Source organism: Pseudomonas sp. KBW05 (genome assembly GCF_003852405.1).
GTDB lineage: Bacteria > Pseudomonadota > Gammaproteobacteria > Pseudomonadales > Pseudomonadaceae > Aquipseudomonas.
In genome coordinates this window covers 385,389-410,606 of the sequence record NZ_QAJM01000007.1, presented here as the reverse complement: position 1 = coordinate 410,606, position 25,218 = coordinate 385,389, and the positions used below count along the sequence as shown (strand labels likewise).

Genomic DNA, 25,218 nt, shown 5'->3' with positions numbered 1-25,218 from the left:
CTGCGCGACCCTTGAGTCAAAAATTGAATGCATAAGTCTCGCAGTTAATTGACGCATGACACTCATGTAACAGAAAAGAGGTGCTAGCATAGAGCCATCAGTTCGACCTCAGCATGCAGCCTAACTAGTAGTCAGGATATGACCGAGCCAGAAGACCCCAGCCGTGAGCGTCTCAAGCACCATTTTGCCCAGCGGGTAATTCATCAGGCACGTCAAATTCTTGAGATCTGGCAGCGCCTGCAACGCAGTGAATGGTCCAACGCCGACCTCTCCGAACTCAGCGAGGCCAACCTGCGCCTGCTGCGTTTTGCCGAGCGTTTCGAACAACCCGAGCACGGCCAGTTGGCCCGGCATATCGGCGAGTCGCTCAAGCTGGTGGACGAAAACCGTGGCCGCCTGAGCAGCCAGTTGATCACCGAACTCAATCGCTTGATGCAGCGCCTGTCGCGCACCGGCCTGCGCCAGGGCGACCAGCTGGAACAAACCTTCCTGCCGCCGATGCGCAAGCCGATCTACGTGATGCTTGCCGATCACGACCGCGCCGAGCGCCTGGCCAAGCAGCTGGAATTTTTTGGCATGAGCGCCCAGTCCCTGGACAGTGTGGCGGCGTTTCGTGCGTCGATGGCCGAACGCTTGCCCTCGGCCATCGTCATGGACGTGGACTTCTGCGGCCCTGGGCTGGGCCTGCAACTCGCCGCCGAAGCCCAGGAAGGCCTGGAGCAAAAGCTGCCGCTGCTGTTTTTCAGCCTGCACGAAACCGACACCCCGACCCGCCTCGCCGCCGTGCGCGCCGGCGGCCAGGAGTTCCTCACCGGCACCCTGGAAGCCTCCAGCCTGCTGGAAAAGATCGAAGTGCTCACCTGCGTCGCCCAGTACGAACCCTATAAAGTGCTGATCATCGACGACTCGCGGGCCCAGGCGCTGCACACCGAGCGGCTGCTCAACAGTGCCGGCATCGTCACCCGCACGCTGATCGAGCCGATCCAGGCCATGGCCGAGCTGGCCGACTTCCAGCCCGACCTGATCATCCTCGACATGTATATGCCAGCCTGTACCGGTACCGAACTGGCCAAGGTGATCCGCCACAACGACCGCTACGTCAGCGTGCCGATCATCTACCTGTCGGCCGAAGACGACCTGGACAAACAGCTGGACGCCATGAGCGAAGGCGGCGACGACTTCCTCACCAAGCCGATCAAGCCGCGCCACCTGATCACCACGGTGCGCAACCGCGCTGCCCGTGCCCGCCACCTCAAGGCGCGGATGGTGCGCGACAGCCTGACCGGCCTGTACAACCACACCCACATCCTGCAATTGCTCGAAGACTGCAGCTTCCGCGCGCGCCGCGAAAACAAGCCGTTGAGCTTTGCCATGCTCGACATCGACCACTTCAAGCGGGTCAATGACAGCCACGGCCACCCCATGGGCGACCGCGTGATCAAGAGCCTGGCGCTGTTTCTCAAGCAGCGGCTGCGCAAGACCGATTACATCGGGCGCTACGGTGGCGAAGAGTTTGCCATCGTCATGCCGGACACCGACCTGGAATCGGCCTGCAAGGTTCTGGATGAAATCCGTGGGCGCTTTGCCGAAATTCACTACCCGGCCCAGCCGCAGGACCTGTGGTGCACCTTCAGCGCCGGTCTGGTGGAGCTGTGCGATGATTCCGACAGCCTGATGATGGCCGCCCAGGCCGACGAGGCGCTGTACCGTGCCAAGCACGCCGGACGCAACCGGGTACAGGCTGCGCGCACGCCAAAGCAAAGTGCCACCTTTTCACCAGATTCCACTGATACCGTCATAACCTTGTAATGAAAACGCAATAACTTCAGGCACTTACCTTTTGCTGTCGGTTGAAACCACGCATGCGCCTGAAGCTGCTGACCAATCTCAATACCCTTCTGCTGGTGGCCGTGTGCCTAGCGCTCGGGGCGACACTCTGGTGGTCGCAACGGGCACTGGAGCGCCCGTATTTGTTGATGGAGCGCTACCTGGGCCTGTCCCAGACCTTCCAGAACCAGGCCGCACGCAATATCGACGACTACCTCGCCAGCGGCGACGCCCTGCGCTTGAGCAGCGCCAGCCAAAGCCTGGAAAGCCTGCTACAGCATCTGGATGAACTGCCCGCCGACCTCGCGCAAAACCTGCGCCCGAGCCTTGCCGACCTGGACACCTTCGGCAAGACCGAACTGCTCGCCGCCGGCAAGCTGGCTGGCGACCCGCAAGCCTTGCTGCTGCAAGCCGAACGCGAGCTGGGCGCGAACCTGGAGCAACTGGGCCAATACGCCCTCGGCGTGAACTCCCCGGACGCGGCGCGCTACCTGCCGCCGCTACTGGCTGCGTCGCAGCACCTGGGCAAGCTGTCCCTGGCCCGCGACAAGCTGGTCAGCAGCGGCCGCGCCGAGCTGGCGGATGATGTGGAACGTGAAGTCGGCAATATCCGCAGCCAGGCTGATGTGCTGGAGCAACTGCCGCTGCTCGGTGTGAAGGCCAGCGCCGAGTCCAGCGCCGACGACTTTTCCGCCTTGATGGGCCTGGAAAACAGCGAAAAAGCCGAAGCCCAGGACACCGCCGTCGACCTCAAGCGCGAACTCAACAGCCTGCTGACCCGCTACCCCGCCGAACTCAAGCGCACCCGCGAACAAATCCAGCAACGCGCCGACCTCGCCGCCAGCACCCACCTGAAAATCAACGCCGTGCAGCAAGCCATCGCCGGCCTGGAGCCGGTGGTGCGGGCGCAACACGGCAAGATCCAGGGCGAAGTGCGGGTGATGCAAGGCGTGATGATCGGCCTGATCCTGCTGATCGCGCTGCTGATCGACACCCTGCAACGCCGTTTGGCGCGCGTGCTGACCAACCTGGCGCCAGCGCTGTCCACCTGGGCCGAAGGCGACTTCAGCCAACCGATCGCCCTGGGCAAGACCAACCGCGAATTGCACGACATCGAAGCCTCCCTGAACCGCTTGCGCGCCTATCTGGTGGCGTTGGTGGGCACCATTCGCGGCAATGCCGAGGAAGTCGCCGGCAGCAGCCGCGCCCTCGCCGAGCTGAGCAGCGGCCTGCATGACGGCGCCGAGCGCCAGGCCGGCGACACCGCGCAGATCCGCGACTCCCTAGGCGAACTCGAAGCGACCATTCAACAGGTGGCCGGCGATGCCAGCCAGGCCGCAGGCGCCAGCCGCAGCGCTGGTGACGCCGTGGAACAGGGCCAACGGGTGATCGGTCTGAGCCTCACCGGGTTGCACGCCCTGGTGGGTGAAGTGCAGCAAAACGCGCAGATGATCGAGAAACTCGCCGAAGAATCCGCCACCATCGGCGGCGTCCTGACGGTGATCCGCTCGATTGCCGACCAGACCAACCTGCTGGCGCTCAACGCCGCCATTGAAGCCGCGCGCGCCGGTGAAGCCGGACGTGGCTTTGCCGTCGTCGCCGACGAAGTGCGCTCCCTGGCCCAGCGCACGGCGGGCGCTACCGCCGAGATCCAGACCCTGATCGCCGGCCTGCAAACCGCCGCGCACCAATCGGTGCAAGGCATGCGCGCCCAGGTCGAACACGCCGAAGCCACCGCCCAGCAAGCGCAAGCGGCCGACGGCGCGCTGGATGAAATCGTCGGGGCGATCCAGACCATTTCCGAGACGGCGGTGCGCATTGCCGATGTGACGGCGCAGCAGAGTGGCGCAGTGAGTGAAATTCGTGACAACAGTGAGCGGATTCATCAGCTCGGTGAAGACAATCTGCTGAGAATTGGCCAGGGCCGTAGCCAGGGCGAACATCTGTTGGTACTCGGCGGGCAGCTCAACACCGCTGTCCAGGCCTTCCGCGTCTGAGCCGATCTCTCACCCAATGAAGACTGGAAATCATGTGGAGATCAAAAATGTGGGAGCGGGCTTGCTCGCGAATGCGGTGTGTCAGTCAACACATCCATTACTGACACACCATATTCGCGAGCAAGCCCGCTCCCACATTTGATCTCCATTGGATTAAAGACTGTGTTTCCAATGACCAGATCCGAGGCCCTAGTCACAAATTTTGCGCTATCCTCGCTAATCGTGCTGCCTACTGCATAGAACTGGACAGTCACAAAGGCTTTGCGGCATAGTCGCCGGGTTCTGCCGTACCCCTATCAATAACAAGGAACAGCCGATGGCGACCTTTCTGGTTCTGCACGGACCCAACCTGAACCTGCTCGGCACCCGTGAACCGGGTGTCTACGGGGCAGTGACCCTGGAACAGATCAACCTCGATCTGGAACGCCGGGCCCGTGAAGCCGGCCACCATCTGCTCTACCTGCAAAGCAACGCCGAGTACGAATTGATTGATCGCATCCATGCCGCGCGCGGCGAAGGCGTGGACTTTATCCTGATCAATCCCGCCGCTTTTACGCATACAAGCGTTGCATTACGTGACGCGCTGCTGGCGGTGAGCATCCCATTCATCGAAGTGCATTTGTCGAACGTGCACAAACGCGAAGCTTTCCGCCATCACTCCTACTTCTCCGATGTAGCGGTAGGTGTGATCTGCGGCCTTGGCGCCAGCGGTTACCGACTGGCCCTGGAGGCCGCCCTGGAACACATTGAACAACCGGCCAAGCGCCCCTGACCGACCCTTGGGAGTTGATGATTCATGGATATCCGTAAAGTTAAGAAACTGATCGAGCTGCTGGAAGAGTCCGGTATCGACGAGCTGGAAATCAAGGAAGGCGAAGAATCCGTACGGATCAGCCGCCACAGCAAGACCCCGGCCCAACAGTTCTACGCACCGCAAATGCAAGCACCGGCTCCAGCCGCTGCCGCTCCGGCTGCTGCACCTGCCGCCGCTGCTCCTGCTGCGCCAGCTGCACCTGTATTGAACGGTTTTGTGGTCAAGTCGCCAATGGTCGGTACGTTCTACCGCACCCCGGCACCGACCTCGCCAGCCTTCGTTGAAGTTGGCCAGAGCGTGAAAGTGGGCGACACCATCTGCATCGTCGAAGCGATGAAGATGATGAACCACATCACCGCTGAAAAAGCCGGCGTGATCGAATCCATCCTGGTAGAAAACGGTCAGCCGGTTGAGTACGACCAGCCGCTGTTCACCATCGTTTGAACCGCGGAGCGCCTTCGATGTTGAAACCTGCGAAGAAACTGCAAAAAGTCCTGATCGCCAACCGCGGCGAGATCGCGCTGCGGATCCTGCGCGCCTGTAAGGAAGAGGGCATCAAGACCGTCGCTGTTTACTCGACGGCCGATACCGAATTGATGCACGTGAAACTGGCGGACGAAAGCATCTGCATCGGCCCGCCACTGGCCACGAACTCGTACCTGAAAGTCTCGAACATCATCGCGGCCGCTGAAGTGACCGGCGCTGATGGCATCCACCCAGGCTACGGCTTCCTCGCGGAAAACGCCGATTTCGCCGAACAGGTGGAAAAATCCGGCTTCGCCTTCATCGGCCCGAAAGCCGAGACCATTCGCCTGATGGGTGACAAGGTTTCGGCCAAGGACGCGATGATCGCGGCCGGCGTGCCAACCGTTCCCGGTTCCGACGGCCCGCTGCCGGAAGACGAGGAAACCGCTCTGCGCATTGGTCGTGAAGTCGGTTACCCGGTGATCATCAAGGCCGCCGGTGGCGGTGGTGGTCGCGGCATGCGCGTTGTGCACAAGGAAGAAGACCTGATCGAAGCGGCCAAGCAGACTCGCTCCGAAGCAGGTGCCTGGTTTGGCAACCCGATGGTCTACCTGGAAAAGTACCTGACCAACCCACGCCACGTGGAAGTGCAAGTACTGTCCGACGGCCAGGGCCACGCCATCCACCTGGGCGACCGCGATTGCTCGCTGCAACGTCGTCACCAGAAGGTCCTGGAAGAAGCTCCGGCACCGGGCCTGGACGAAAAAGCGCGCGAAGAAGTACTGGCTCGCTGCGTCAAGGCATGCATCGACATCAACTACCGTGGCGCCGGTACCTTTGAGTTCCTCTACGAGAACGGTCGTTTCTACTTCATCGAGATGAACACTCGTGTACAGGTAGAGCACCCGGTTTCGGAGATGGTCACCGGTATCGACATCGTCAAGGAGATGCTGAGCATCGCCGCTGGCAACCCGCTGTCCTTCACCCAGGACGACGTGAAGATGCACGGCCACTCCCTGGAGTGCCGCATCAACGCCGAAGACCCGAAAACCTTTATCCCAAGTCCAGGCCTGGTCAAGCATTTCCATGCTCCAGGCGGCAACGGCGTTCGCGTCGATTCGCACCTGTACAGCGGCTACAAGGTTCCGTCCAACTACGACTCGCTGATCGGCAAGCTGATCACCTGGGGCGCGACCCGCGACGAGGCCATGGCCCGCATGCGCAACGCCCTGGACGAAATCGTGGTAGACGGCATCAAGACCAACATCCCGCTGCACCGGGACCTGGTCCGTGATGAAGGCTTCTGCGAAGGTGGTGTGAACATTCACTACCTGGAACACAAGCTGGCTAACCAGTAAGCGTTCCACCAGACAAAGCCGCCTTCGGGCGGTTTTGTTGTTTCCGGGCCCCGGATTTTGCTGGATGGATACATTCCCTTGTGGGAGCGGGCTTGTGTGGGAGCGGGCTTGCTCGCGAATGCGGTGTGTCAGTCACCACATCTGATACTGACCCACCGCATTCGCGAGCAAGCCCGCTCCCACACTTGTTATGTGTACACCCCTCCCGCCGCTCGCGTAAACTTGCGCCCTTTCGCGGCCCACCCGTCGCACATTCAATTTTTTCAAAGGTGCCCGCCATGCCTTGGCTGCAAGTCCGTCTCGCCATCAGCCCAGAACAAGCCGAAACCTACGAAGACGCGTTCCTCGAAGTAGGCGCGGTGTCGGTGACCTTCATGGACGCCGAAGACCAGCCGATCTTCGAACCCGAGCTCAACACCACCCCGCTGTGGTCCCACACCCACTTGCTGGCCCTGTTCGAAGACGGCACCGATGCCGCCGCCGTGCTGGCCCATATGGAACTGCTCACCGGCGGCCCGCTGCCGGAGCATCACAGCGAAGTCATCGAAGACCAGGACTGGGAACGCAGCTGGATGGACAACTTCCAGCCCATGCGTTTCGGCCAGCGCCTGTGGATCGTGCCGAGCTGGCACGCCGCACCTGAGCCTGACGCCGTGAACCTGCTGCTGGATCCGGGCCTGGCGTTCGGCACCGGCACCCACCCCACCACCGCGCTGTGCCTGGAATGGCTGGACGGCCAGGACCTGGCCGACAGCAACGTGCTGGACTTCGGTTGCGGCTCGGGCATCCTGGCGATTGCCGCCCTGCTGCTGGGCGCCAAGGAGGCCGTGGGCACCGATATCGACGTGCAGGCCCTGGAAGCCTCCCGCGACAACGCCGGCCGCAACAACATTCCTGAAGGAAAATTCCCACTCTATCTGCCGCAAGACCTGCCGCAGGTGCAGGCCGACGTGCTGGTGGCGAATATCCTCGCCGGGCCGTTGGTGTCCCTGGCCCCGCAACTGTCGAGCCTGGTCAAGCCGGGGGGCCGCCTGGCCCTGTCGGGCATCCTCGCCGAACAAGGTGAAGACGTGGCCGCCGCCTACGCCAAGGATTTCGAACTGGACCCGATCGCCAACCGTGATGGCTGGGTACGCATCAGCGGGCGTCGGCGCTAGAATGAGCGCTTGCCTGAATCGGATGACCGCATGAGCGACAGTTTCGTCACCCAGTGCCCACATTGCCAAGCACGCTTTCGCGTCAACCACGCTCAACTGAGCGTGGCCCGCGGCGTGGTGCGCTGCGGCTCGTGCCTGCAAGTGTTCAACGCGGTGCGCCAGTTGCTGGAGCAGCGCGCCAGCACTACGACAGCGGAGCCCGAGCTGCCGAGCAGCGTTGAACAGGCCCCCGAGGCGCCCCGCGCCATCAGCCAGAAGCAGTGGACCGCCGAAGAGCTGGACCTCGACAACCTCGACCTCGACCAGGAACTGGCCAAGCTCGAACGCCGCGAGATTCAGCACACGCAACCGTTGGGCGCAGAACGTCGCCAACCGGGCACCGACCGCCGCCAAAAGGACGAACCCCTCAGCGCCAGCCGCGACACCGTCAAGGCCGAGGAAGAGAAGTGGGCCGCCAGCCTGTTCAGCGAGCCGCCGGCAGAACGCCTGCCGGCCGCCGAAGATGACGCCGAAACGACGAACGCACCTGCGACCAGGCAGCGCACCGAACCGTCCATGTCGTTCCACACCGACGACCTGGACGACGAGCCGCCACTGCGCTCGACGCCGGATGAAGACGACATCGACCCACCGTTCACGCCGCTGACCCATGCCGCAGAAGAACCGGAACCCGAAGAGCGCCCGGCCCCGCGCCGCAAGCGCCCGCGCGCTTCCACCAGCGTGCACGACGAAGTGCTGCAAGACCTGGAAGACGACCCGCTGCACCTCTACGCGCAAAAACGCCCGCAGGGCTGGGGCCGCCGCCTGATCTGGATCCTGCTGGTGCTGATCGCCGCTGCAGGCCTGGCAGGCCAATACATCGCCTATCAATTCGATGACCTGGCCCGCCAGGACGCCTATCGCCCATGGTTCCAGCAACTGTGCCCGACACTCGGCTGCACCGTGCCATCACGGGTCGACATCGCCCACATCAAGAGCAGCAACCTGGTGGTGCGCAGCCACCCGGAGTTCGCCGGCGCGCTGGTGGTCGATGCCATCATCTATAACCGTGCCACCTTCTCCCAGCCCTTCCCGCTGCTGGAGCTGCGGTTTGCCGACCTCAACGGCAGCCTGATTGCCAGTCGTCGCTTCAAGCCTGCCGAATACCTCAGCGGCGAGTTGGCCGGGGTCAGCGAAATGCCGTCGCAAACGCCGATCCACATCTCCCTGGACATCCTTGATCCAGGCAACAAAGCCGTGAATTACAGCCTGAGCTTCCACTCGCCCGAGTGAATCGGCCGACATACAAAGCCTTGACGGCGGTTTGTTGACTTTTCGTCGCGCAACCAAACCGGCGGCGATAAAGAAATAACTGTTCAGATTTTATCCAATTCAGCCTTTATCCAGTCATCGAGAGCGGGTATCATGCCAACCCTTTTTCGAACTCTAATGATCCGGCCCCACAACAGGGAAGTCCTATGTCGGCGGTACGCATCGGCCCATACACATTGCACAACGGCTTGATTCTCGCCCCGATGGCGGGCGTCACCGACCAGCCCTTTCGTCAGCTGTGCAAGCGTTTGGGCGCAGGTCTTGTAGTCTCGGAAATGGTCACCAGCGACATGAGCTTGTGGAACACCCGCAAATCGCGGATGCGCATGATCCACGAAGGTGATCCCGAGCCACGCTCGGTACAGATCGCCGGTGGGGATGCACAGATGCTGGCGGATGCGGCCCGGGCCAACGTGGAGTTGGGGGCGCAGATAATCGACATCAACATGGGCTGCCCGGCCAAGAAGGTCTGCAACAAGGCCGCCGGTTCCGCGCTGTTGAAAGATGAGCAGTTGGTTGCCGAGATCCTGCAGGCCGTTGTCGCCGCAGTGGATGTGCCGGTGACCCTGAAGATCCGTACCGGCTGGGACCGGGACAACAAGAACGGCCTGACGGTGGCGAAGATCGCCGAACAGGCAGGAATTACAGCGCTGGCGGTGCATGGCCGCACCCGCGCCGACCTTTACACCGGTGAAGCCGAGTACGACACCATTGCCGCGATCAAGCAGGCGGTGTCGATGCCGGTCTTTGCCAATGGCGACATCGACTCAGCCGAGAAAGCCCGGCGCGTGCTGCACGCCACCGGTGCCGACGGCTTGTTGATCGGCCGGGCTGCCCAGGGGCGGCCATGGATTTTCCGTGAGATCGACCATTTTCTGCGTACCGGCGAAGTGTTGCCGGCACCAGAGTTGATCGAGGTGGAACGTATTCTGCTAGAGCATCTGGCCGCCCTGCACGCCTTCTACGGAGACGTGATGGGAGTACGCATTGCTCGCAAGCATGTCGGCTGGTATCTCGCAACCCTGCCGGGCGCCAGGGAGTTTCGCGCCCACTTCAATCGTTTGGATGATACGGAAGCACAGTGCGCCAACGTTCGTGAGTTCTTCAGCGAGCGTTACAAGAGCCTGGGGACAGGGGACGGAGAGGGGGTGGCCGCATGACGATGATGACCGAGACTTTAGTGAGTGGAACAACACCCGTGAGCGACAACGTCAATTTGAAACAGCACCTGAACACGCCAAGCGAAGAAGGCCAGACCCTTCGCGGGAGTGTCGAGAAGGCGCTGCACAATTATTTCGCCCACCTTGAGGGCGCTTCCGTCACGGACGTGTACAACCTGGTGCTCTCCGAAGTCGAGGCGCCCTTGCTCGAAAGCGTGATGAACTACGTCAAGGGCAACCAGACCAAAGCCAGTGAGCTGCTGGGCCTCAACCGTGGCACCTTGCGCAAAAAGCTCAAGCAGTACGATTTGTTGTAAGCATTCAATCAAACCAGAAAGGCGCCCGCGTAAAAAACGGTCGCCTTTTTTGCTGACTCCTTTGCTTTTGATGGAAATTGAAATGACCGACCAGACTACCCGCCTGCCGATCCGCCGCGCCTTGATCAGCGTTTCCGACAAGACCGGCATCCTCGAATTTGCCCGGGAGCTGGAAGCCCAGGGCGTGGAAATCCTCTCCACGGGCGGGACCTTCAAACTGCTGCAGGACAACGGCGTGGCCGCAGTAGAAGTGGCGGACTACACCGGTTTCGCAGAAATGATGGACGGTCGGGTCAAGACCCTGCACCCGAAAATCCACGGCGGCATCCTCGGCCGTCGCGGCACCGACGACGCGATCATGGCCGAGCACGGCATCAAGCCGATCGACCTGGTGGCCGTTAACCTGTACCCGTTCGAAGCCACCATCAACAAGCCAGGCTGCGACCTGCCGACCGCCATCGAAAACATCGATATCGGCGGCCCGACCATGGTGCGTTCGGCAGCCAAGAACCACAAAGACGTGGCCATCGTGGTCAACGCCAGCGACTACGCCAACGTGCTGGAAGGCCTGAAAGCCGGCGGCCTGACCTACGCCCAGCGCTTCGACCTGATGCTCAAGGCGTTCGAACACACCGCCGCCTACGACGGCATGATCGCCAACTACATGGGCACGGTTAACCAGGCCGCTGAAACCCTGTCGACCGAAGGCCGCAGCCAGTTCCCGCGCACCTTCAACAGCCAGTTCATCAAGGCCCAGGAAATGCGCTACGGCGAGAACCCGCACCAGAGCGCGGCGTTCTACGTTGAAGCCAAGCCCGCCGAAGTGGGCATCGCCACCGCGACCCAGCTGCAAGGCAAGGAACTGTCCTACAACAACGTGGCCGACACCGACGCCGCGCTGGAATGTGTGAAGAGCTTCGTCAAGCCCGCCTGCGTCATCGTCAAGCACGCCAACCCGTGCGGCGTGGCCGTGAGCCCCGACGCTGAAGGCGGTATCCGCCAGGCGTACGAACTGGCCTACGCCACCGACACCGAATCCGCATTCGGCGGCATCATCGCCTTCAACCGTGAGCTGGATGCCGAGACCGCCAAGGCGATCGTCGAGCGTCAGTTCGTGGAAGTGATCATCGCCCCAAGCGTGAGCGAAGAAGCCCGCGCTATTGTGGCCGCCAAAGCCAACGTGCGCCTGCTGGCCTGCGGTGAGTGGTCGGCTGACCGCGCTGCGGCCTGGGACTACAAGCGCGTCAACGGTGGCCTGCTGGTGCAAAGCCGCGACATCGGCATGATCGGCAGCGAAGACCTGAAAGTCGTGACCCAGCGCGCACCGACCGAGCAAGAGATCAACGACCTGATCTTCGCCTGGAAAGTGGCCAAGTACGTTAAATCCAACGCCATCGTCTACGCCAAGAACCGCCAGACCATCGGTGTCGGCGCCGGCCAGATGAGCCGCGTTAACTCGGCGCGTATCGCTGCGATCAAGGCTGAGCACGCTGGTTTGCAGGTAGTGGGTTCGGTGATGGCTTCCGATGCGTTCTTCCCGTTCCGCGATGGTTTGGACAACGCCGCGAAAGCGGGCGTGACTGCCGTGATTCAACCGGGCGGTTCGATGCGCGACGCCGAAGTGATTGCTGCGGCTGATGAAGCCGGCATCGCCATGGTCTTCACTGGCATGCGCCACTTCCGCCACTGATCCAACTCGATAGAGATGTGAGAGCGGGCTTGTGTGGGAGCGGCGGTGCGACGATTCGACTTGCTCGCGAATGCGGTGTATCAGCTACATATCCTGCGACTGACACACTGCTTTCGCGAGCAAGCCCGCTCCCACATTTAAAAGCGCTCCTGCAGCGCCTACAGAATTTGAGGTTTTTGAAATGAATGTTTTGATCATTGGCAGCGGTGGCCGTGAACACGCCTTGGCCTGGAAAGTTGCCCAGGACCCACGCGTCCAGAAAGTTTTCGTCGCACCCGGCAACGCCGGCACCGCCATTGAAGCCAAGTGCGAGAACGTCGCTATCGACGTGCTGGCCCTTGAGCAACTGGCGGACTTTGCTGAAAAGAATGTGTCCCTGACCATCGTCGGTCCGGAAGTGCCACTGGTTGCCGGCGTCGTGGACCTGTTCCGCAGCCGTGGCCTGGACTGCTTCGGCCCTACCGCTGGCGCTGCCCAGCTGGAAGGCTCCAAGGCGTTCACCAAGGATTTCCTCGCGCGCCACAAGATCCCGACCGCCGACTACCAGAACTTCACCGAGATCGAGCCAGCCCTGGCTTACCTGCGTGAAAAAGGTGCGCCGATCGTGATCAAGGCCGATGGCCTGGCCGCCGGTAAAGGCGTGATCGTCGCCATGACCCTGCAAGAAGCCGAAGACGCCGTGCGCGACATGCTCGCCGGCAATGCCTTTGGTGAAGCCGGTTCGCGCGTGGTAATCGAGGAATTCCTCGACGGCGAAGAAGCCAGCTTCATCGTGATGGTCGACGGCAAGAACGTGCTGCCGATGGCCACCAGCCAGGACCACAAACGCGTCGGCGACGGCGACAGCGGCCCGAACACTGGCGGCATGGGTGCGTACTCCCCGGCTCCAGTGGTCACCGCTGACGTGCACAAGCGCGTCATGGACCTGGTGATCTGGCCGACGGTGCGTGGCATGGCCGACGAAGGCAACGTGTACACCGGTTTCCTCTACGCGGGCCTGATGATCGACAAAGCCGGTAACCCGAAGGTCATCGAGTTCAACTGCCGCTTCGGCGACCCGGAAACCCAACCAGTGATGCTGCGCCTGCAGTCGAGCCTGGTATTGCTGGTGGAAGCCGCCCTGGCCCAGGCCCTGGACAAGGTTGAAGCACAGTGGGATCCACGTCCGAGCGTCGGTATTGTGCTGGCCGCCGGCGGGTACCCGGCCGACTACGCCAAGGGCGATGTGATTGAAGGCCTGGACGCAGCTGCTACGCTGGAAGGCAAGGTGTTCCATGCGGGCACCGCGCTCAAGGATGGCAAGGTTGTGACCGCAGGTGGCCGCGTATTGTGCGCCACCGCGATGGGTGCCAGTGTGGACGCCGCGCAACAGCAGGCGTACAAGCTGGCCGCGAAGATCGACTGGAAAGGCTGTTTCTACCGCACCGACATCGGCTATCGCGCGATTGCCCGTGAACGTGGCGAGAACCAGTAAGTAGCTATCCGTTCGGTTAGGCAAGGGCCCCTGGCCCTTGCCGTACACATGTCGCCCCGCGCATAGTTAACCCGTGCATCAACCTACGAAGGGATTTCGCCGTGCGCTGGCTCAGGATCGCCATAGGTTTCACAGTCAGTCTGCTGACACTGCTCTGCTTGTTCCCGGCCCAGGCTGCGGCACAAGGCAGTGGTTGGGCGGTATTGCTTGATGAACAGGCCGACCTGCAACTAAGCGACATCCGCTCCCCCCGCTACACCAATCAATTCAGCCCCATCGAACTCGACCGGATCACTGCTGCGCAGCCCGACGGTGCGTTGTGGGTACGCTTCAAGCTGCAACCCGGCAAACACGAGCAAGTGTTGCGGGTGTTTGCCCCGGACCTGTCCCACCTGAGCCTCTACGTCCTGGATGGCGACACTCTGGTGGAACAACAGAGCACCGGCACGCGCCAGCCCCAGGCCGAGCGCCCGCTGCCCAGCAGCGACTTCATGCTGCCGATGCCCCAGAGCCAGAAACCCCTTGAGGTCTACCTGCGCCTGGTCTCGGAACACGAACTACGCCCCTACATCACCCTGGAGCCGGCCGTCCTCGCCGCCGCCAACCAGACCCAGACGCTGATCTACGGCCTGCTGTTCGGCTGCCTGCTGATGCTGATCCTGCACAACCTCACACGCTTCGCTTACCACCGCTCGCGCAGCAGCCTGTGGCTGGCGGCGTGCGAAGTGCTGTTGATGCTGAGCCTGGCGCTGCTGCTCAACGTGGTCGGGCCGTGGCTGCCGAACTGGCATGCAATCCAGACCCCCGGCGCCTACCTCGCCCTGCTGCTGACGGCACCGTGCGGGCTGATGTTTGCCTATCGCTTCTTCATGCCACTCGGTCCACACCCGCTGAACAAGCTGCTGATGGCCGACATCCTGTTTATCGTGCTATGCGGCCTGCTGCTGTTGTTCGTCAACACCCTGCCGCTGAACATCATCACCTACGCCCTGGTGGCCCTGGCCGGCCTGAGCATGCTGTTTGTCTCCGCCTATCACTGGCAGAAAGGCTACCGCCCGGCGCGCCTGTTCGTGGCCGCCATGGTGGTGTTCAACACCGGTACGCTGATCATCCTCCCTGCCCTGCTCGGCCTCACGCTGCTGGCGCCGCAAGGCTTGATCGTCACCCTGCTCGCCTTTATCTGCCTCAGCGGTTTGCTGATGAGCCTGGCCCTCGGTGAACGCCAGCGCGCCATCGTCGAAACCCGTTTCAGCCTCAGCCGCGACCTCGCCGCCAGCAACGCCGAAATCGCCGCCAAGGCCGAGTTCCTGGCGAAGATCAGCCACGAAATCCGCACCCCCATGAACGGCGTGCTGGGCATGACCGAGTTGCTGCTGGGCACGCCGCTGTCGGTGAAACAACGCGACTACGTGCAAACCATCCACAGCGCCGGCAACGAACTGCTCACACTGATCAACGAAATCCTCGATATCTCCAAGCTCGAATCCGGGCAGATCGAACTGGACGACGTACAGTTCGACCTCAACGCCTTGATCGAAGACTGCCTGAGCATCTTCCGCGCCAAGGCCGAACAGCAAAACGTCGAGCTGATCAGCTTTATCCAGCCCCAGGTGCCACGCGTCATCAGCGGCGACCCGACCCGCCTGCGCCAGGCGCTGTTGAGCCTGCTGGAAAACGCCCTGCAAAAGACCGATGAAGGCGAAGTGCTGATCGTCGTCGCCCTGGACGAGCGCAGCACCAAGCCGCGCTTGCGCATTGCCGTGCAAGACAGCGGCCTGCCGATGGAAGCCGCCGAGCGCGACGCCCTGCTGCACAGCGAACTGCACAGCAAGAACTTCCTCTCGGCTACCCGTTTGAGCGGCCACCTCGGCCTGGTCATCGCCCGCCAACTGATCCTGTTGATGAACGGCGAGTTCGGCATCAAGAGTGGCAGCCATCAGGGCAGCACCCTGTGGCTGACGTTGCCGCTGGACCCGGAACGCCTAGAACACCCGACCTCCGACCTCGACGGCCCGTTAAAAGACGCGCGCGTGCTGGTGGTGGACGACAACGACACCTGCCGCAAGGTGCTGGTGCAGCAATGCACCGCCTGGGGCTTGAACGTCAGCGCCGTGCCTTCCGGCAAAGAAGCCCTGGCGCTGCTGCGCACCAAGGCGCACCTGCGCGATTACTTTGACGTGGTGCTGCTGGACCAGAACATGCCCGGCATGACCGGCATGCAATTGGCGGCGAAGATCAAGGAAGACCCAAGCCTGAACCACGACATCCTGTTGATCATGCTCACCGGCATCAGCAATGCGCCGAGCAAAATCATCGCGCGCAACAGCGGGATCAAGCGCATCCTCGCCAAGCCAGTGGCGGGCTACACCCTCAAGACCACCCTGGCCGACGAATTGACCCAACGCAGCAAGGGCAACACCCAGCCACGCGTGGTGCCAAGCGCGCCGGCCGCGGTGACCGTGCCCGCCGACTTCCGCATCCTGGTGGCCGAAGACAACAGCATCTCCACCAAGGTCATCCGGGGCATGCTCGGCAAGCTCAACCTCAACCCGGACACCGCCAGCAATGGCGAGGAAGCGCTGGAAGCGATGAAAGCCCAGCGCTACGACCTGGTATTGATGGACTGCGAAATGCCGATCCTCGACGGGTTCTCGGCGACCCAGCAACTGCGCGCGTGGGAAGTCAGCCACCAGCGCATTCGCACGCCGGTGGTGGCGCTCACTGCGCATATCCTCTCGGAACACAAAGAGCGCGCGCGCCAGGCCGGCATGGACGGGCACATGGCCAAGCCGGTGGAGTTGTCGCAGTTGCGTGAGCTGGTGGAATACTGGGTGGCGCAGCGCCAACAGCGCCCGGAACACGCCCCCTCTTAAGTTGAAATACAATCTCCTGTGGGAGCGGGCTTGCTCGCGAAGACGGTAGATCAGTTAAAGATGCATCGACTGACACTCCGCATTCGCGAGCAAGCCCGCTCCCACACAAGCCCGCTCCCACATTTGATCAGTTTCGCCTGATAGACTCCGCAGACTTCTCTCATCGCGAGCCGCCCCCATGCTCCACGTGTTATTCAGCGTCTACCTGAAAATGCTGGTGCTCTACAGCCCGTTCTTCGTGCTGTCCTGCTTTATCAGCCTCACCCGTGGCTACTCCAGCAAGGAACGGCGGCGCCTGGCCTGGAAAGTCGCCTTGGCGACCCTGGTATCGAGCGTGCTGCTCTACCTGTTCGGCCGCGTGATTTTCAGTGTGTTCGGCATCACCGTGGATGCGTTCCGTATCGGCGCCGGCAGTGTGTTGTTCATCTCCGCCCTGGGCATGGCCCAGGGCAAGTCGGCGGTGCAGAGCGACAACGTGCAACAGGACGTGACCATCGTGCCGCTGACCATCCCCCTCACCGTCGGCCCCGGCACCATCGGTGCGCTGCTGGTGATGGGCGTCAGCCAGCCACACTGGGACGACAAGCTCACCGCCATCCTCAGCATCGCCCTGGCCAGCCTTACGGTTGGCGTGGTGTTGTACCTGTCCAACCGCATCGAGCGAATCCTCGGTGACCAGGGCTTGCAGATTGTCAGCCGGTTGATGGGCTTGTTCGTGTGCGCCCTCGCCGCGCAAATCATCTTTACCGGGGTGCGCGGTTACCTGGTGCCTTAGATCCGGTATTTGGCGATGGCCAGCTGCACCTTGTCACCCGCGCTCTCGCGCATCAGCTGGATGGTTTTTTCGTTGACCACCGAGGTATTCAACACCAGGCAGGTCTGCCCGCTGAAAGCCTCGGAAGATGAGCTGTCCCACTCAAGAAACGGCAGGCCGACCTGCTTGCTCACGCCACGGGTGCTGTAGGTCACCAGCACCATCGTCACTTCACCATCGGCCTGCGCGCAGGATGCGAGGCCGAAGTCGCCCCCCTCCTGCACCGTGCTGTTGCGTTTGAACAGCTCAAAGGACGCCGGCGTCTGCTTCATGGCTTCCAGCGCATCCGCCGCCAGCTTCGGCAACGCCGCCAATAGCGGCGAGGCCAATGACGTCGAAGCCAGCATCGCGGCAATCATGTTCAGCGCCGCCAGTTGCACCGTCAGGCCCCTGCCGGAACTGGCCACCCGCTCAAAGCTGCTGCGCAGCGGCAGCCAGCCCAGGCTGATCATCACCTTGATAAATTCGTCGTACCACGCCTCGGTCCCTCGATGGACCTTCAACACATCGCTGACGTAACTGCTCGCCAGCAGGTAGCTCTTGCGAATGTATTCCCGATTCAACGCCGACATGCCCTCGACAAACGAGATCACGCCGTTGTTGACCACCGCCGCATTACTGTCATCCGCCGTGTCCACCGGCAATGAGCTATTCAATCCCGGCGAGCCTGGCAGCTTGTAGGCGGCAATCAACTTGCGTCGTTTTGCACTGATGATCCTTTTGTGATGTCGCTCCATTTTTCAGTTCTCCACAAGCACCCCACATGGGGCTTGCCCTCACACTAGTCCAGTGGCCGCCAGGCTTTCCACGCCACAAACATACCTTGGCGCCACCCGCGAAAACCCAGCGCCCAGCAATCGCGCGGGGTACCTGCGGGCCTTCCAGTTTTCGTCGCGCAAAAAAGAAAAAGCCCCGGACAACCACAGGTAAATCCCTGGGTCATTCGGAGCTTTCCGGCAGCCGTGAGGCTGTTTTCAGGAGGCGGGTTTCTCGCCGTACCAACGCGGCGTGTACACCCACTCACCACCACCGGCGCGCGGGAACACGCAGGTAGTGGATGAGCCGATCAACACCATGGTGCGCATGTCCACTTGCCCGGGCGTCAGTTGCCCAAGGGTGGTGACACGCAGGGTCTGGCCCGGGCGCCCGATATCACGGCCCAATACCACCGGCGTTTCAGGCGTGCGATGCAGCGCGACGATCTCCAGGGCGCGCCCCAACTGCCACGGCCGCGAGCGCGAGATCGGATTGTAGAACGCCAGCGCCAGGTCGGCCTGGGACGCGAGGTCCAGGCGCTTTTCGATGATCGACCAGGGCTTGAGGTTGTCCGACAGCGACATCACACAAAAATCATGCCCCAACGGCGCGCCCGCCTGGGCAGCGGTGGCGAGGGAAGCCGAGACGCCCGGCAGGATTTCCAGGTCGACCTGATGCCAGGCCGGATCACTGGACTCATGCAACGCCTCGATCACCGCCGACGCCATGGCGAACACACCCGGGTCGCCGGACGATACCACCACCACCGAACGGCCTTGCGCAGCCAGCTCGAACGCGTGGCGCGCGCGCTGCATTTCTTCGCGGTTATCGGTGCAGTGCTGCACCTGGTCGTCACGGAACGGCCCGGCCATGCGCACATAGGTTTCGTAGCCGAGCACGTCGGTGCAGCGGGCCAGTTCGGCCTTCACCGCGGGCACCATCAGCTCGGCCGCGCCAGGGCCCAGGCCGATCACGGCGAGACGGCCACGCACACGGCCTACCTGGGACAGGTCCAGCGGCTGCTCGGCAACGTTGACCACAATGTCGGCGTCCTGGGTCACGCGGGTAAACCGCAGCGGCACACCCAGCTCCAGTGCCGCGTCATGCAACGATGCTTCGGCCATCTGCGTGTCGCTGGCCAAGAGGCAGGCGAGGGATTGCACGGCGATGCCCGCGTCATGCAACGCCGCGCGCACACGTTCGGCCAACTGTGCGCCCGGCGCGCAGGTCACGCTGACGTTCTTCGGGTAGATCAGCAACTCGTTGGCGGCCGGCACACGCTCGGCACTGCCCACGTGAATAGCCAGGTGCGCCTGCTGATCCTGGGGCAAGTCGGCGTGGTCCAGCCACGGCGCCGCACCTTCGATGCGCACACTCGCACCCGCCAGCAGGTCCGAGACGAAGCGCTTGCCCAGCTCCAGGTCGGCCAGTTCATAACCGCTTGGAGGGTTGAGCAGGCAGGTGCCAAAACGCAGCTCGCCACTGGTGGTGATCGCAGCCGCCACGTCTAGCGCTGCAGCAATCTCCCGCGCCATCACGTTCACACCGCCCAGGCCGCCGAGCAGCGGCACCACGGCACTGCCGTCTTCGGCCACCGCCAGCACGGCAGGCTCTTCGCCTTTCTCCAGCAGCAACGGCGCGAGGGTGCGGATCACGATCCCGGCGGCGCACAGCGCAATCAGCGGCGTGCCTTGTTGATACAGCTGACGCAGGGTCGCGCCGAATTCGCTGTAGGTCTGGTCGGCGCCTTCAACGCGGCCCGTCAGACCGTGGATCAACGCACCGGGGTAAACCTGCTGAATCGCGCGCGCAGTGGCCAGGCTGCCCTGGCCCAATATGACAATCGCCGGCGTCATCAACCTTGCCACCGTTCACCGGGCACGATGATCAGCGAGAAGTACGGCGACGATGACGGATCCACCTGATCCAGCGGCACGATCTTCTGGTTCGCCATGGTGGCGCGCTCCACATACAACGCGCGCCCAGCCAGGCCGAGTTCCTCCAGCACCTGGCGCACTTTCGGGAAGTTGCGGCCCAGCTTCATGATCACCGCCGCATCGGCGTCCGCCAAACGGCGCTTGAGATCGTCAGGGGGCAACACGCCCGAGAGCACCGACAGGCTCTGGTTGCGATACACCAGCGGCGCGCCGAGCACCGAAGCGCCACCGAGCATCGAGCACACGCCGGGGATGACCTGCGCTTCGTATCGCTCGGCGAGGCGGTCATGCAGGTACATGTAGGAGCCGTAGAAGAACGGGTCACCTTCGCAGATCACTGCCACATCGCGACCGGCGTCCAGGTGTGCAGCCACGTCCACGCTGGCGGCGTCGTAGAAGTCACTGATCACTTGCTCGTACGACATCGGTGCCGGCAAGGCTTCGGTGGTCACCGGGTACACCAGCGGCATCAGCGTTTGCTGCGGCACCAGATGGTCCTCGATGATGCCAAAGGCGTTGCCCTTCTTGCCCTTGGCCACGAAGTACGCCACCACCGGCGACTCACGCAGCAGGCGCAAGGCCTTGAGCGTGATCAGTTCCGGGTCGCCGGGGCCTACGCCCAGGCCAATCAAACGTCCACGCGCCTGCATTATTCGACCTCCGTGGCCAGGGCATTCACCGCTGCGGCGGCCATCGCACTGCCGCCCAGGCGGCCCTGCATGATCACGAACGGCACGCCACGGCTGTCGGCGGCGAGCATCGCCTTGGATTCGGCGGCGCCAACAAAGCCCACCGGAAAACCGAGGATCAACGCCGGTTTCGGTGCGCCCGCATCAATCATTTCCAGCAGGTAGAACAACGCAGTCGGCGCGTTGCCGATCACCACCACACTGCCTTCCAGGTGCGGACGCCACAGCTCCAGAGCCGCAGCGGAACGCGTGTTGCCCAACTCCCGCGCCAGCTCCGGCACGCTGTCGTCGCGCAGGGTGCAGATCACCTCGTTATTGGCCGGCAGGCGCGCGCGGGTCACGCCTTCGGAGACCATCCGCGCATCGCACAAGATCGGCGCGCCAGCGGCCAGCGCATCGCGCCCGGCCTTGCCTGCACCTTCGGAAAATTGCAGGCCGTCGATGGCGTCGACCATGCCGCAGGCATGAATCACCCGCACCGCGAGTTTTTCCAGGTCGGCCGGGATGCGCTCCAACTTGGCTTCCGCGCGAATAATGGCGAAGGAGTTGCGATAGATCTCCTGACCGTCGCGGATGTAATCAATCATCGGTGTTGCTCCGTGGGCGGGCGCGCAGCAAGGCACCCGTCGCTTCAATAGAAAGGGCATGCGCATGCAGCCGGCCGAAACCGGGCTGGGCTGCATCGCGAAAATAGAGGTCGTAGTGGCCGGGGCTCACGGCCAGCAAGGTCACCGGCGCGGTGTGCGCGGCGGCGCAGGAACGCGGGCAGCCGGACAGGTGCACGTCATGCGCCACTTGCAGGGCGGCCAGTTGCACCGCGTCGGCCTTGGTGTCGGCCAGGGCCTTGCCGCAGCCGCTGGAACCGGTGCAGGCGGTCATGCGCGCCAGGGGCTGGTCGATTGAACACAGAAAGCCCAGCTGCATCAGGCGTTCGGTCACGGCGTGGGGCTTTTCGACGTAGGGCAGCAGCACGCCTTGCCAAGGAGTGAAGCGCAACGTGCCGTCGCCGTAGTCGCTGGCCAGTTGCGCGGCGCCCTTGAGCATCGTCGCGTCCAGGCGACCCAAGGGCGCGAGAGCGGCAACATAGAACTGATTCTTTTGCACCTGTGGATAACTGCCGAGGTGCAGCAAAGCACCACTGGCCGGGCGTTTGAAGCCGTCGGCCGTTAGCACCGGCACGCTGAGGCGGCTCAGCAACTTATCCACAGCCAAATGACGCATACGGGTTTGCTCTGGCGTGGCGAGGTCGAGAAACGCCTCCAGCACGGCCACCACCAATGCATGGCCTTGCTCCAGCGGCACGGCGGCCACCGGCGCATCCAGCCCCGGGCAACCGGCCAGGCCAAATGCGAGCAGCGTCTGGCCATTGCGTACAAACGCCGACAACCACAGGTCGTGGTGATGTTCGAGCATCGCCAGATCTTCGCCGCCATCCAGTTGCACGGCGAACTTGGCCGACAGCTCATGGAAACGCGGGTGGCCTTGCAGGGTAGTGAGGATCTGTTCGGCCAGCGGGCGCGTGTCGAAGAGCATCTGCGGGTCGATCCCGGCGCTGGGGCTGAGCATCAAGTTGCGCACATCATCGCCCGCAGCGTTGCTGGGGCCGAGGTCGGCAGCCAGCAGCAGGGCGATCAACGCGCCCTCTTCGTTGCCGATCCCGCGAATCTGCAAGTTGGCGCGGTTGGTCGCCTCGATCACCCCGCCCGCATAGGCCTGGGCCGCATCTGCCACCGCATGGGCTTGCGCTGCGGTGATGGAACCGCCGGCCAGTTTGATCCGGCAAATGCCGCCGTCCAACGCCTGGACGATACGCAGCAACCCCGGACAAGCCGAGGGGCGCAAGGTATTCACAGCGGGCGTCTGTTTCACGGGGCTACCGGTTCACGGGTAAAGGCGCGGTATTATGCCTGCTTTGTCCGGCGGCATGAAAAGCCTGCCCGTCGGATGTCGCTCAAGGAATCTTTATGTCGCCCTGGCTGACGGTTGTAGGCATCGGTGAAGACGGCTTCAAGGGCCTGGGCCGCAATGCCCGGCATGCCCTGTTGCGCGCCACGCGGATTATAGGTGCTCAGCGCCAGTTGGACCTGTTGCCGGTGTGTATTCGTGGCGCGCGTGAGTTGTGGCCAAGCCCGTTTTCCCTGGAACCGCTGCTGGCGCGGCGCGGCGAGCCTGTGTGCGTGCTGGCCAGCGGTGACCCGATGTTCTACGGCGTGGGCGCGAGCCTGGCGCGGCAGGTGGCGGCGGATGAGCTACTGATCTTGCCGGCGCCATCGTCGGTGTCGTTGGCGGCGGCGCGGTTGGGCTGGCCGTTGCAGGACGTGGTGACACTGTCGGTGGTGGCGCGGCCTTTGGCGGCGCTGAATGCCCATCTGGCCAGTGGCGTGCGGTTGTTGGTGTTGAGCAATGACGGGGGCAGTCCGGCGTTGATTGCCGATTTGTTGACCGCGTCCGGGTTTGGGCCGAGCCGCGTTTCTGTGTTTGAACACTTGGGCGGCGTGGATGAGCGGCGCATCGATGGGCTGGCGGTGGATTGGCAACACGCCTCAGTCGCCGATTTGAACCTGGTTGCCATCGACTGCGTGGCCGACCCGCAGGCTCAGCGCCTGTCACGTCTGGCCGGCTTGCCCGATTCGGCGTTCAAACACGACGGCCAACTGACCAAACGCGATGTGCGCGCCATGACCCTGGCCCGCCTCGCGCCGATGCCCGGCGAATTGCTGTGGGATGTGGGCGCGGGCAGCGGTTCCATCGGTATCGAGTGGATGCGTGCGCACCCGAGCTGCCGCGCGCTGGCGATTGAAGCGAATGAGGGCCGCCAAGGCCTGATCGAACACAATCGCGACGCCCTTGGCGTGCCCGGGCTGCAATTGGTTCGCGGCAAGGCGCCGGACGCACTGCACGGCCTGGAAGCCCCGGATGCCATCTTCATCGGCGGCGGCGTCACCCGCGAAGGCGTGCTCGACACCTGCTGGCAACACCTGCGGCCGGGCGGGCGGTTGGTCGCCAACGCCGTGACCCTGCAAAGTGAAATGACCTTGATGGACTGGCGCGTCCGGCATGGCGGCGAACTGACGCGCATCCACGTGGCCCAGGCGCAGCCGCTGGGGGAATTTGATACGTGGCGGCAGGCGTTGCCGATTACGTTGCTGGAAGTGGTCAAGCCGCTATGAAACGTATCCTGCTGCTGGGCGGCGTGACGGAAGCGTTGGCCATCGCCCGCACATTGGGCCCGGAACATATCTACAGCCTGGCTGGCGTCGGGCGCGTGCCGACCGACCTGACCTGCCAAGTGCGGGTCGGGGGTTATGGTGGTGCTGAGGGCTTGGCGAAGTTTGTCCGGGATGAGGGCATTAGGCTGATTCTCGACGCGACCCATCCGTATGCAGCGCAGATCAGCCGCAATGCTGCCGAGGCAGCGCAGTTGAGCGGCGTGCCCTGCTGGGCCTTGCGCCGCCCGGCGTGGCAGCCGCAGGCGGGGGATGATTGGCGGGAGGTCAGTGATTGGGCTTCGTTGATTGACGCTTTGGAGCCGTTCAAACGACCGCTGTTCACCTTGGGGCGTGAGCCGTTGCAGCACCTTCATGAGATCCCGCCAGAGCAGTTCTGGACACTGCGTGCACTGGATGTGTATCCGGGCAATGAACGCTGTGAAGTGATCGGCGCACGCGGGCCGTTTCTGATCGAGGATGAGCGGGTGCTGTTCGAACGGCGTGGGATTGATGTGCTGATCAGCAAGAACAGCGGTAGCACGGCGACGGAGCCGAAGCTGGAAGTGGCGCGGGAGTTGGGGGTGCCGGTGTTGGTGTTGAAGCGGCCCGTTCTGGCTCAGGTAGATCGAGAATTCACCACAGTACCTGCACTACTACAGGCAATCACCACTCTCTAAACACCACAAATCCCCTGTGGGAGCGGGCTTGCTCGCGAAGGCTGTGTGTCAGTCCCCCCATGTATTGGCTGACACTCCGCTTTCGCGAGCAAGCCCGCTCCCACATTTAGCACCGCGTTACCCTTGATACCGGCAACCTAATCAGTTCCCGTCTATCCTCAACCACTGTCAGTGCGACACCAAACCACACCCCCCCTTTTTACTTATCCCCTACGATCAGGCTAAATACCCACCTGATCGTTTAACCCTACGGATTGTCCGCCATGGCCCGTCAACGCTTTGCAATTGTGTGGATCGCCTGCTTTGCAGTGCTGTTCAACGCCTTTGCCATGCCGCTGGCCAGCGCGATGCAGCAATCCCAGGACCCGGTGCAGCAATTGTTGTGGGGCAGTTTCTGTTCCTCCAATGGCGCCACGCTCAAGACCATCGCCCTGGGCAAGCTGGACATCCCGGCACCGCAGCAGGACGATCATTCCACCATGCAGCATTGCTGGTGTTGCTCGGGCTCGGCGCCATTGGTGGCGTTGCCGGGGCATGTGCCGCAGTTGTACCTCACGCAATTCAACACTTCACAGAGCTTGCCGCCGCCCCAGCTGCAAAGCCCGACGCCACGCCAGCAATGGCCGAGCCTCAACCCGCGCGCCTCTCCAACGGCCTGATGTCTTCGCAAGTGAACTGCGTTTAGAACCGTTC

The 25,218-nt window shown here is 62.8% G+C and carries 21 protein-coding genes; 16 read left to right on the top strand and 5 right to left on the bottom strand.

What is annotated here, in order from left to right; genetic code table 11:
* Window positions 1-138: 138 nt before the first annotated feature.
* The 13 genes from DBR46_RS07485 (at window position 139) to DBR46_RS07425 (ending at window position 17,218) form a co-directional block, all read left to right on the top strand.
* Window positions 139-1,809 (top strand): PleD family two-component system response regulator, encoded by a 1,671-nt coding sequence (locus DBR46_RS07485; RefSeq protein ID WP_124525628.1) that lies wholly within the window; start codon window positions 139-141, stop codon window positions 1,807-1,809.
* Between the two features lie 53 nt (window positions 1,810-1,862).
* The gene (locus DBR46_RS07480) at window positions 1,863-3,824 is read left to right on the top strand and encodes a methyl-accepting chemotaxis protein (RefSeq protein ID WP_124525627.1); all 1,962 of its coding nucleotides are present in this window, start codon (window positions 1,863-1,865) and stop codon (window positions 3,822-3,824) included.
* Window positions 3,825-4,140: 316 nt separating this feature from the next.
* Window positions 4,141-4,596, top strand: coding sequence for a type II 3-dehydroquinate dehydratase (aroQ, locus tag DBR46_RS07475; protein ID WP_017738538.1), 456 nt, complete (start codon window positions 4,141-4,143; stop codon window positions 4,594-4,596).
* 24 nt (window positions 4,597-4,620) lie between these two features.
* Window positions 4,621-5,082, top strand: coding sequence for an acetyl-CoA carboxylase biotin carboxyl carrier protein (accB, locus tag DBR46_RS07470; protein WP_124525626.1), 462 nt, complete (start codon window positions 4,621-4,623; stop codon window positions 5,080-5,082).
* 17 nt (window positions 5,083-5,099) lie between these two features.
* Window positions 5,100-6,461, top strand: a complete 1,362-nt coding sequence (gene accC, locus DBR46_RS07465; protein ID WP_017738536.1) for an acetyl-CoA carboxylase biotin carboxylase subunit — start codon at window positions 5,100-5,102, stop codon at window positions 6,459-6,461.
* Between the two features lie 278 nt (window positions 6,462-6,739).
* The gene (gene prmA / locus DBR46_RS07460; protein WP_124525625.1) at window positions 6,740-7,618 is read left to right on the top strand and encodes a 50S ribosomal protein L11 methyltransferase; all 879 of its coding nucleotides are present in this window, start codon (window positions 6,740-6,742) and stop codon (window positions 7,616-7,618) included.
* 30 nt (window positions 7,619-7,648) lie between these two features.
* Complete coding sequence (locus tag DBR46_RS07455) at window positions 7,649-8,890, top strand: DUF3426 domain-containing protein (RefSeq protein WP_124525624.1); 1,242 nt, start codon at window positions 7,649-7,651, stop codon at window positions 8,888-8,890.
* Between the two features lie 185 nt (window positions 8,891-9,075).
* Window positions 9,076-10,089, top strand: coding sequence for a tRNA dihydrouridine synthase DusB (dusB, locus tag DBR46_RS07450; protein ID WP_124525623.1), 1,014 nt, complete (start codon window positions 9,076-9,078; stop codon window positions 10,087-10,089).
* On the top strand, window positions 10,086-10,406 hold the full coding sequence (gene fis / locus DBR46_RS07445) for a DNA-binding transcriptional regulator Fis (RefSeq protein WP_002555375.1): 321 nt from the start codon (window positions 10,086-10,088) through the stop codon (window positions 10,404-10,406). The genes dusB and fis overlap by 4 nt, the downstream gene beginning before the upstream one ends.
* Before the next feature lie 82 nt (window positions 10,407-10,488).
* A complete protein-coding gene (gene purH / locus DBR46_RS07440) occupies window positions 10,489-12,096 on the top strand; it encodes a bifunctional phosphoribosylaminoimidazolecarboxamide formyltransferase/IMP cyclohydrolase (protein WP_124525622.1) in 1,608 nt (535 codons plus the stop codon).
* Between the two features lie 181 nt (window positions 12,097-12,277).
* Window positions 12,278-13,570, top strand: coding sequence for a phosphoribosylamine--glycine ligase (gene purD / locus DBR46_RS07435; protein ID WP_124525621.1), 1,293 nt, complete (start codon window positions 12,278-12,280; stop codon window positions 13,568-13,570).
* A 101-nt stretch (window positions 13,571-13,671) separates the two neighbouring features.
* Entirely contained in the window at window positions 13,672-16,443 is a 2,772-nt protein-coding gene (locus tag DBR46_RS07430) for a hybrid sensor histidine kinase/response regulator (RefSeq protein ID WP_124525620.1), read from the top strand.
* A gap of 178 nt (window positions 16,444-16,621) precedes the next feature.
* Window positions 16,622-17,218 carry a MarC family protein gene (locus DBR46_RS07425; RefSeq protein WP_124525619.1) on the top strand — a complete coding sequence of 199 codons (597 nt, stop codon included), beginning with the start codon at window positions 16,622-16,624 and terminating at the stop codon, window positions 17,216-17,218.
* Here the strand turns inward: DBR46_RS07425 and DBR46_RS07420 are convergent.
* From DBR46_RS07420 to cobG, 5 genes are all read right to left on the bottom strand, one after another.
* Complete coding sequence (locus DBR46_RS07420; protein ID WP_124525618.1) at window positions 17,215-17,994, bottom strand: hypothetical protein; 780 nt, start codon at window positions 17,992-17,994, stop codon at window positions 17,215-17,217. The genes DBR46_RS07425 and DBR46_RS07420 overlap by 4 nt on opposite strands.
* A gap of 237 nt (window positions 17,995-18,231) precedes the next feature.
* Window positions 18,232-19,869: a precorrin-3B C(17)-methyltransferase gene (gene cobJ / locus DBR46_RS07415; RefSeq protein WP_124525617.1), complete on the bottom strand. Its 1,638-nt coding sequence runs from the start codon at window positions 19,867-19,869 to the stop codon at window positions 18,232-18,234.
* Window positions 19,869-20,600, bottom strand: coding sequence for a precorrin-2 C(20)-methyltransferase (locus DBR46_RS07410; RefSeq protein WP_124525616.1), 732 nt, complete (start codon window positions 20,598-20,600; stop codon window positions 19,869-19,871). Before DBR46_RS07410 ends, cobJ begins: the two co-directional genes overlap by 1 nt.
* Window positions 20,600-21,226 carry a precorrin-8X methylmutase gene (locus DBR46_RS07405; RefSeq protein ID WP_017738525.1) on the bottom strand — a complete coding sequence of 209 codons (627 nt, stop codon included), beginning with the start codon at window positions 21,224-21,226 and terminating at the stop codon, window positions 20,600-20,602. Before DBR46_RS07405 ends, DBR46_RS07410 begins: the two co-directional genes overlap by 1 nt.
* The gene (gene cobG / locus DBR46_RS07400; protein ID WP_305955594.1) at window positions 21,219-22,508 is read right to left on the bottom strand and encodes a precorrin-3B synthase; all 1,290 of its coding nucleotides are present in this window, start codon (window positions 22,506-22,508) and stop codon (window positions 21,219-21,221) included. The genes DBR46_RS07405 and cobG overlap by 8 nt, the downstream gene beginning before the upstream one ends.
* Before the next feature lie 95 nt (window positions 22,509-22,603).
* Between cobG and cbiE the strand changes: the two genes are divergently transcribed.
* From cbiE to DBR46_RS07380, 3 genes are all read left to right on the top strand, one after another.
* Window positions 22,604-23,809 (top strand): precorrin-6y C5,15-methyltransferase (decarboxylating) subunit CbiE, encoded by a 1,206-nt coding sequence (cbiE, locus tag DBR46_RS07395; protein WP_124525615.1) that lies wholly within the window; start codon window positions 22,604-22,606, stop codon window positions 23,807-23,809.
* A complete protein-coding gene (locus DBR46_RS07390) occupies window positions 23,806-24,525 on the top strand; it encodes a cobalt-precorrin-6A reductase (RefSeq protein WP_124525614.1) in 720 nt (239 codons plus the stop codon). Before cbiE ends, DBR46_RS07390 begins: the two co-directional genes overlap by 4 nt.
* A 263-nt stretch (window positions 24,526-24,788) precedes the next feature.
* Entirely contained in the window at window positions 24,789-25,184 is a 396-nt protein-coding gene (locus DBR46_RS07380) for a DUF2946 domain-containing protein (protein ID WP_124525613.1), read from the top strand.
* Window positions 25,185-25,218 lie beyond the last annotated feature (34 nt).

Coding starts and splice junctions, on each gene's coding strand:
- accB (WP_124525626.1), top strand. CDS start 4,621: ATGGATATCCGTAAAGTTAAGAAACTGATCGAGCTGCTGGAAGAGTCC.
- DBR46_RS07425 (WP_124525619.1), top strand. CDS start 16,622: ATGCTCCACGTGTTATTCAGCGTCTACCTGAAAATGCTGGTGCTCTAC.
- DBR46_RS07420 (WP_124525618.1), bottom strand. CDS start 17,994: ATGGAGCGACATCACAAAAGGATCATCAGTGCAAAACGACGCAAGTTG.
- DBR46_RS07410 (WP_124525616.1), bottom strand. CDS start 20,600: ATGCAGGCGCGTGGACGTTTGATTGGCCTGGGCGTAGGCCCCGGCGAC.
- aroQ (WP_017738538.1), top strand. CDS start 4,141: ATGGCGACCTTTCTGGTTCTGCACGGACCCAACCTGAACCTGCTCGGC.
- dusB (WP_124525623.1), top strand. CDS start 9,076: ATGTCGGCGGTACGCATCGGCCCATACACATTGCACAACGGCTTGATT.
- cobJ (WP_124525617.1), bottom strand. CDS start 19,869: ATGACGCCGGCGATTGTCATATTGGGCCAGGGCAGCCTGGCCACTGCG.
- fis (WP_002555375.1), top strand. CDS start 10,086: ATGACGATGATGACCGAGACTTTAGTGAGTGGAACAACACCCGTGAGC.
- DBR46_RS07405 (WP_017738525.1), bottom strand. CDS start 21,226: ATGATTGATTACATCCGCGACGGTCAGGAGATCTATCGCAACTCCTTC.
- purH (WP_124525622.1), top strand. CDS start 10,489: ATGACCGACCAGACTACCCGCCTGCCGATCCGCCGCGCCTTGATCAGC.
- accC (WP_017738536.1), top strand. CDS start 5,100: ATGTTGAAACCTGCGAAGAAACTGCAAAAAGTCCTGATCGCCAACCGC.
- prmA (WP_124525625.1), top strand. CDS start 6,740: ATGCCTTGGCTGCAAGTCCGTCTCGCCATCAGCCCAGAACAAGCCGAA.
- DBR46_RS07480 (WP_124525627.1), top strand. CDS start 1,863: ATGCGCCTGAAGCTGCTGACCAATCTCAATACCCTTCTGCTGGTGGCC.
- cbiE (WP_124525615.1), top strand. CDS start 22,604: ATGTCGCCCTGGCTGACGGTTGTAGGCATCGGTGAAGACGGCTTCAAG.
- DBR46_RS07485 (WP_124525628.1), top strand. CDS start 139: ATGACCGAGCCAGAAGACCCCAGCCGTGAGCGTCTCAAGCACCATTTT.
- purD (WP_124525621.1), top strand. CDS start 12,278: ATGAATGTTTTGATCATTGGCAGCGGTGGCCGTGAACACGCCTTGGCC.
- DBR46_RS07455 (WP_124525624.1), top strand. CDS start 7,649: ATGAGCGACAGTTTCGTCACCCAGTGCCCACATTGCCAAGCACGCTTT.
- DBR46_RS07390 (WP_124525614.1), top strand. CDS start 23,806: ATGAAACGTATCCTGCTGCTGGGCGGCGTGACGGAAGCGTTGGCCATC.
- DBR46_RS07380 (WP_124525613.1), top strand. CDS start 24,789: ATGGCCCGTCAACGCTTTGCAATTGTGTGGATCGCCTGCTTTGCAGTG.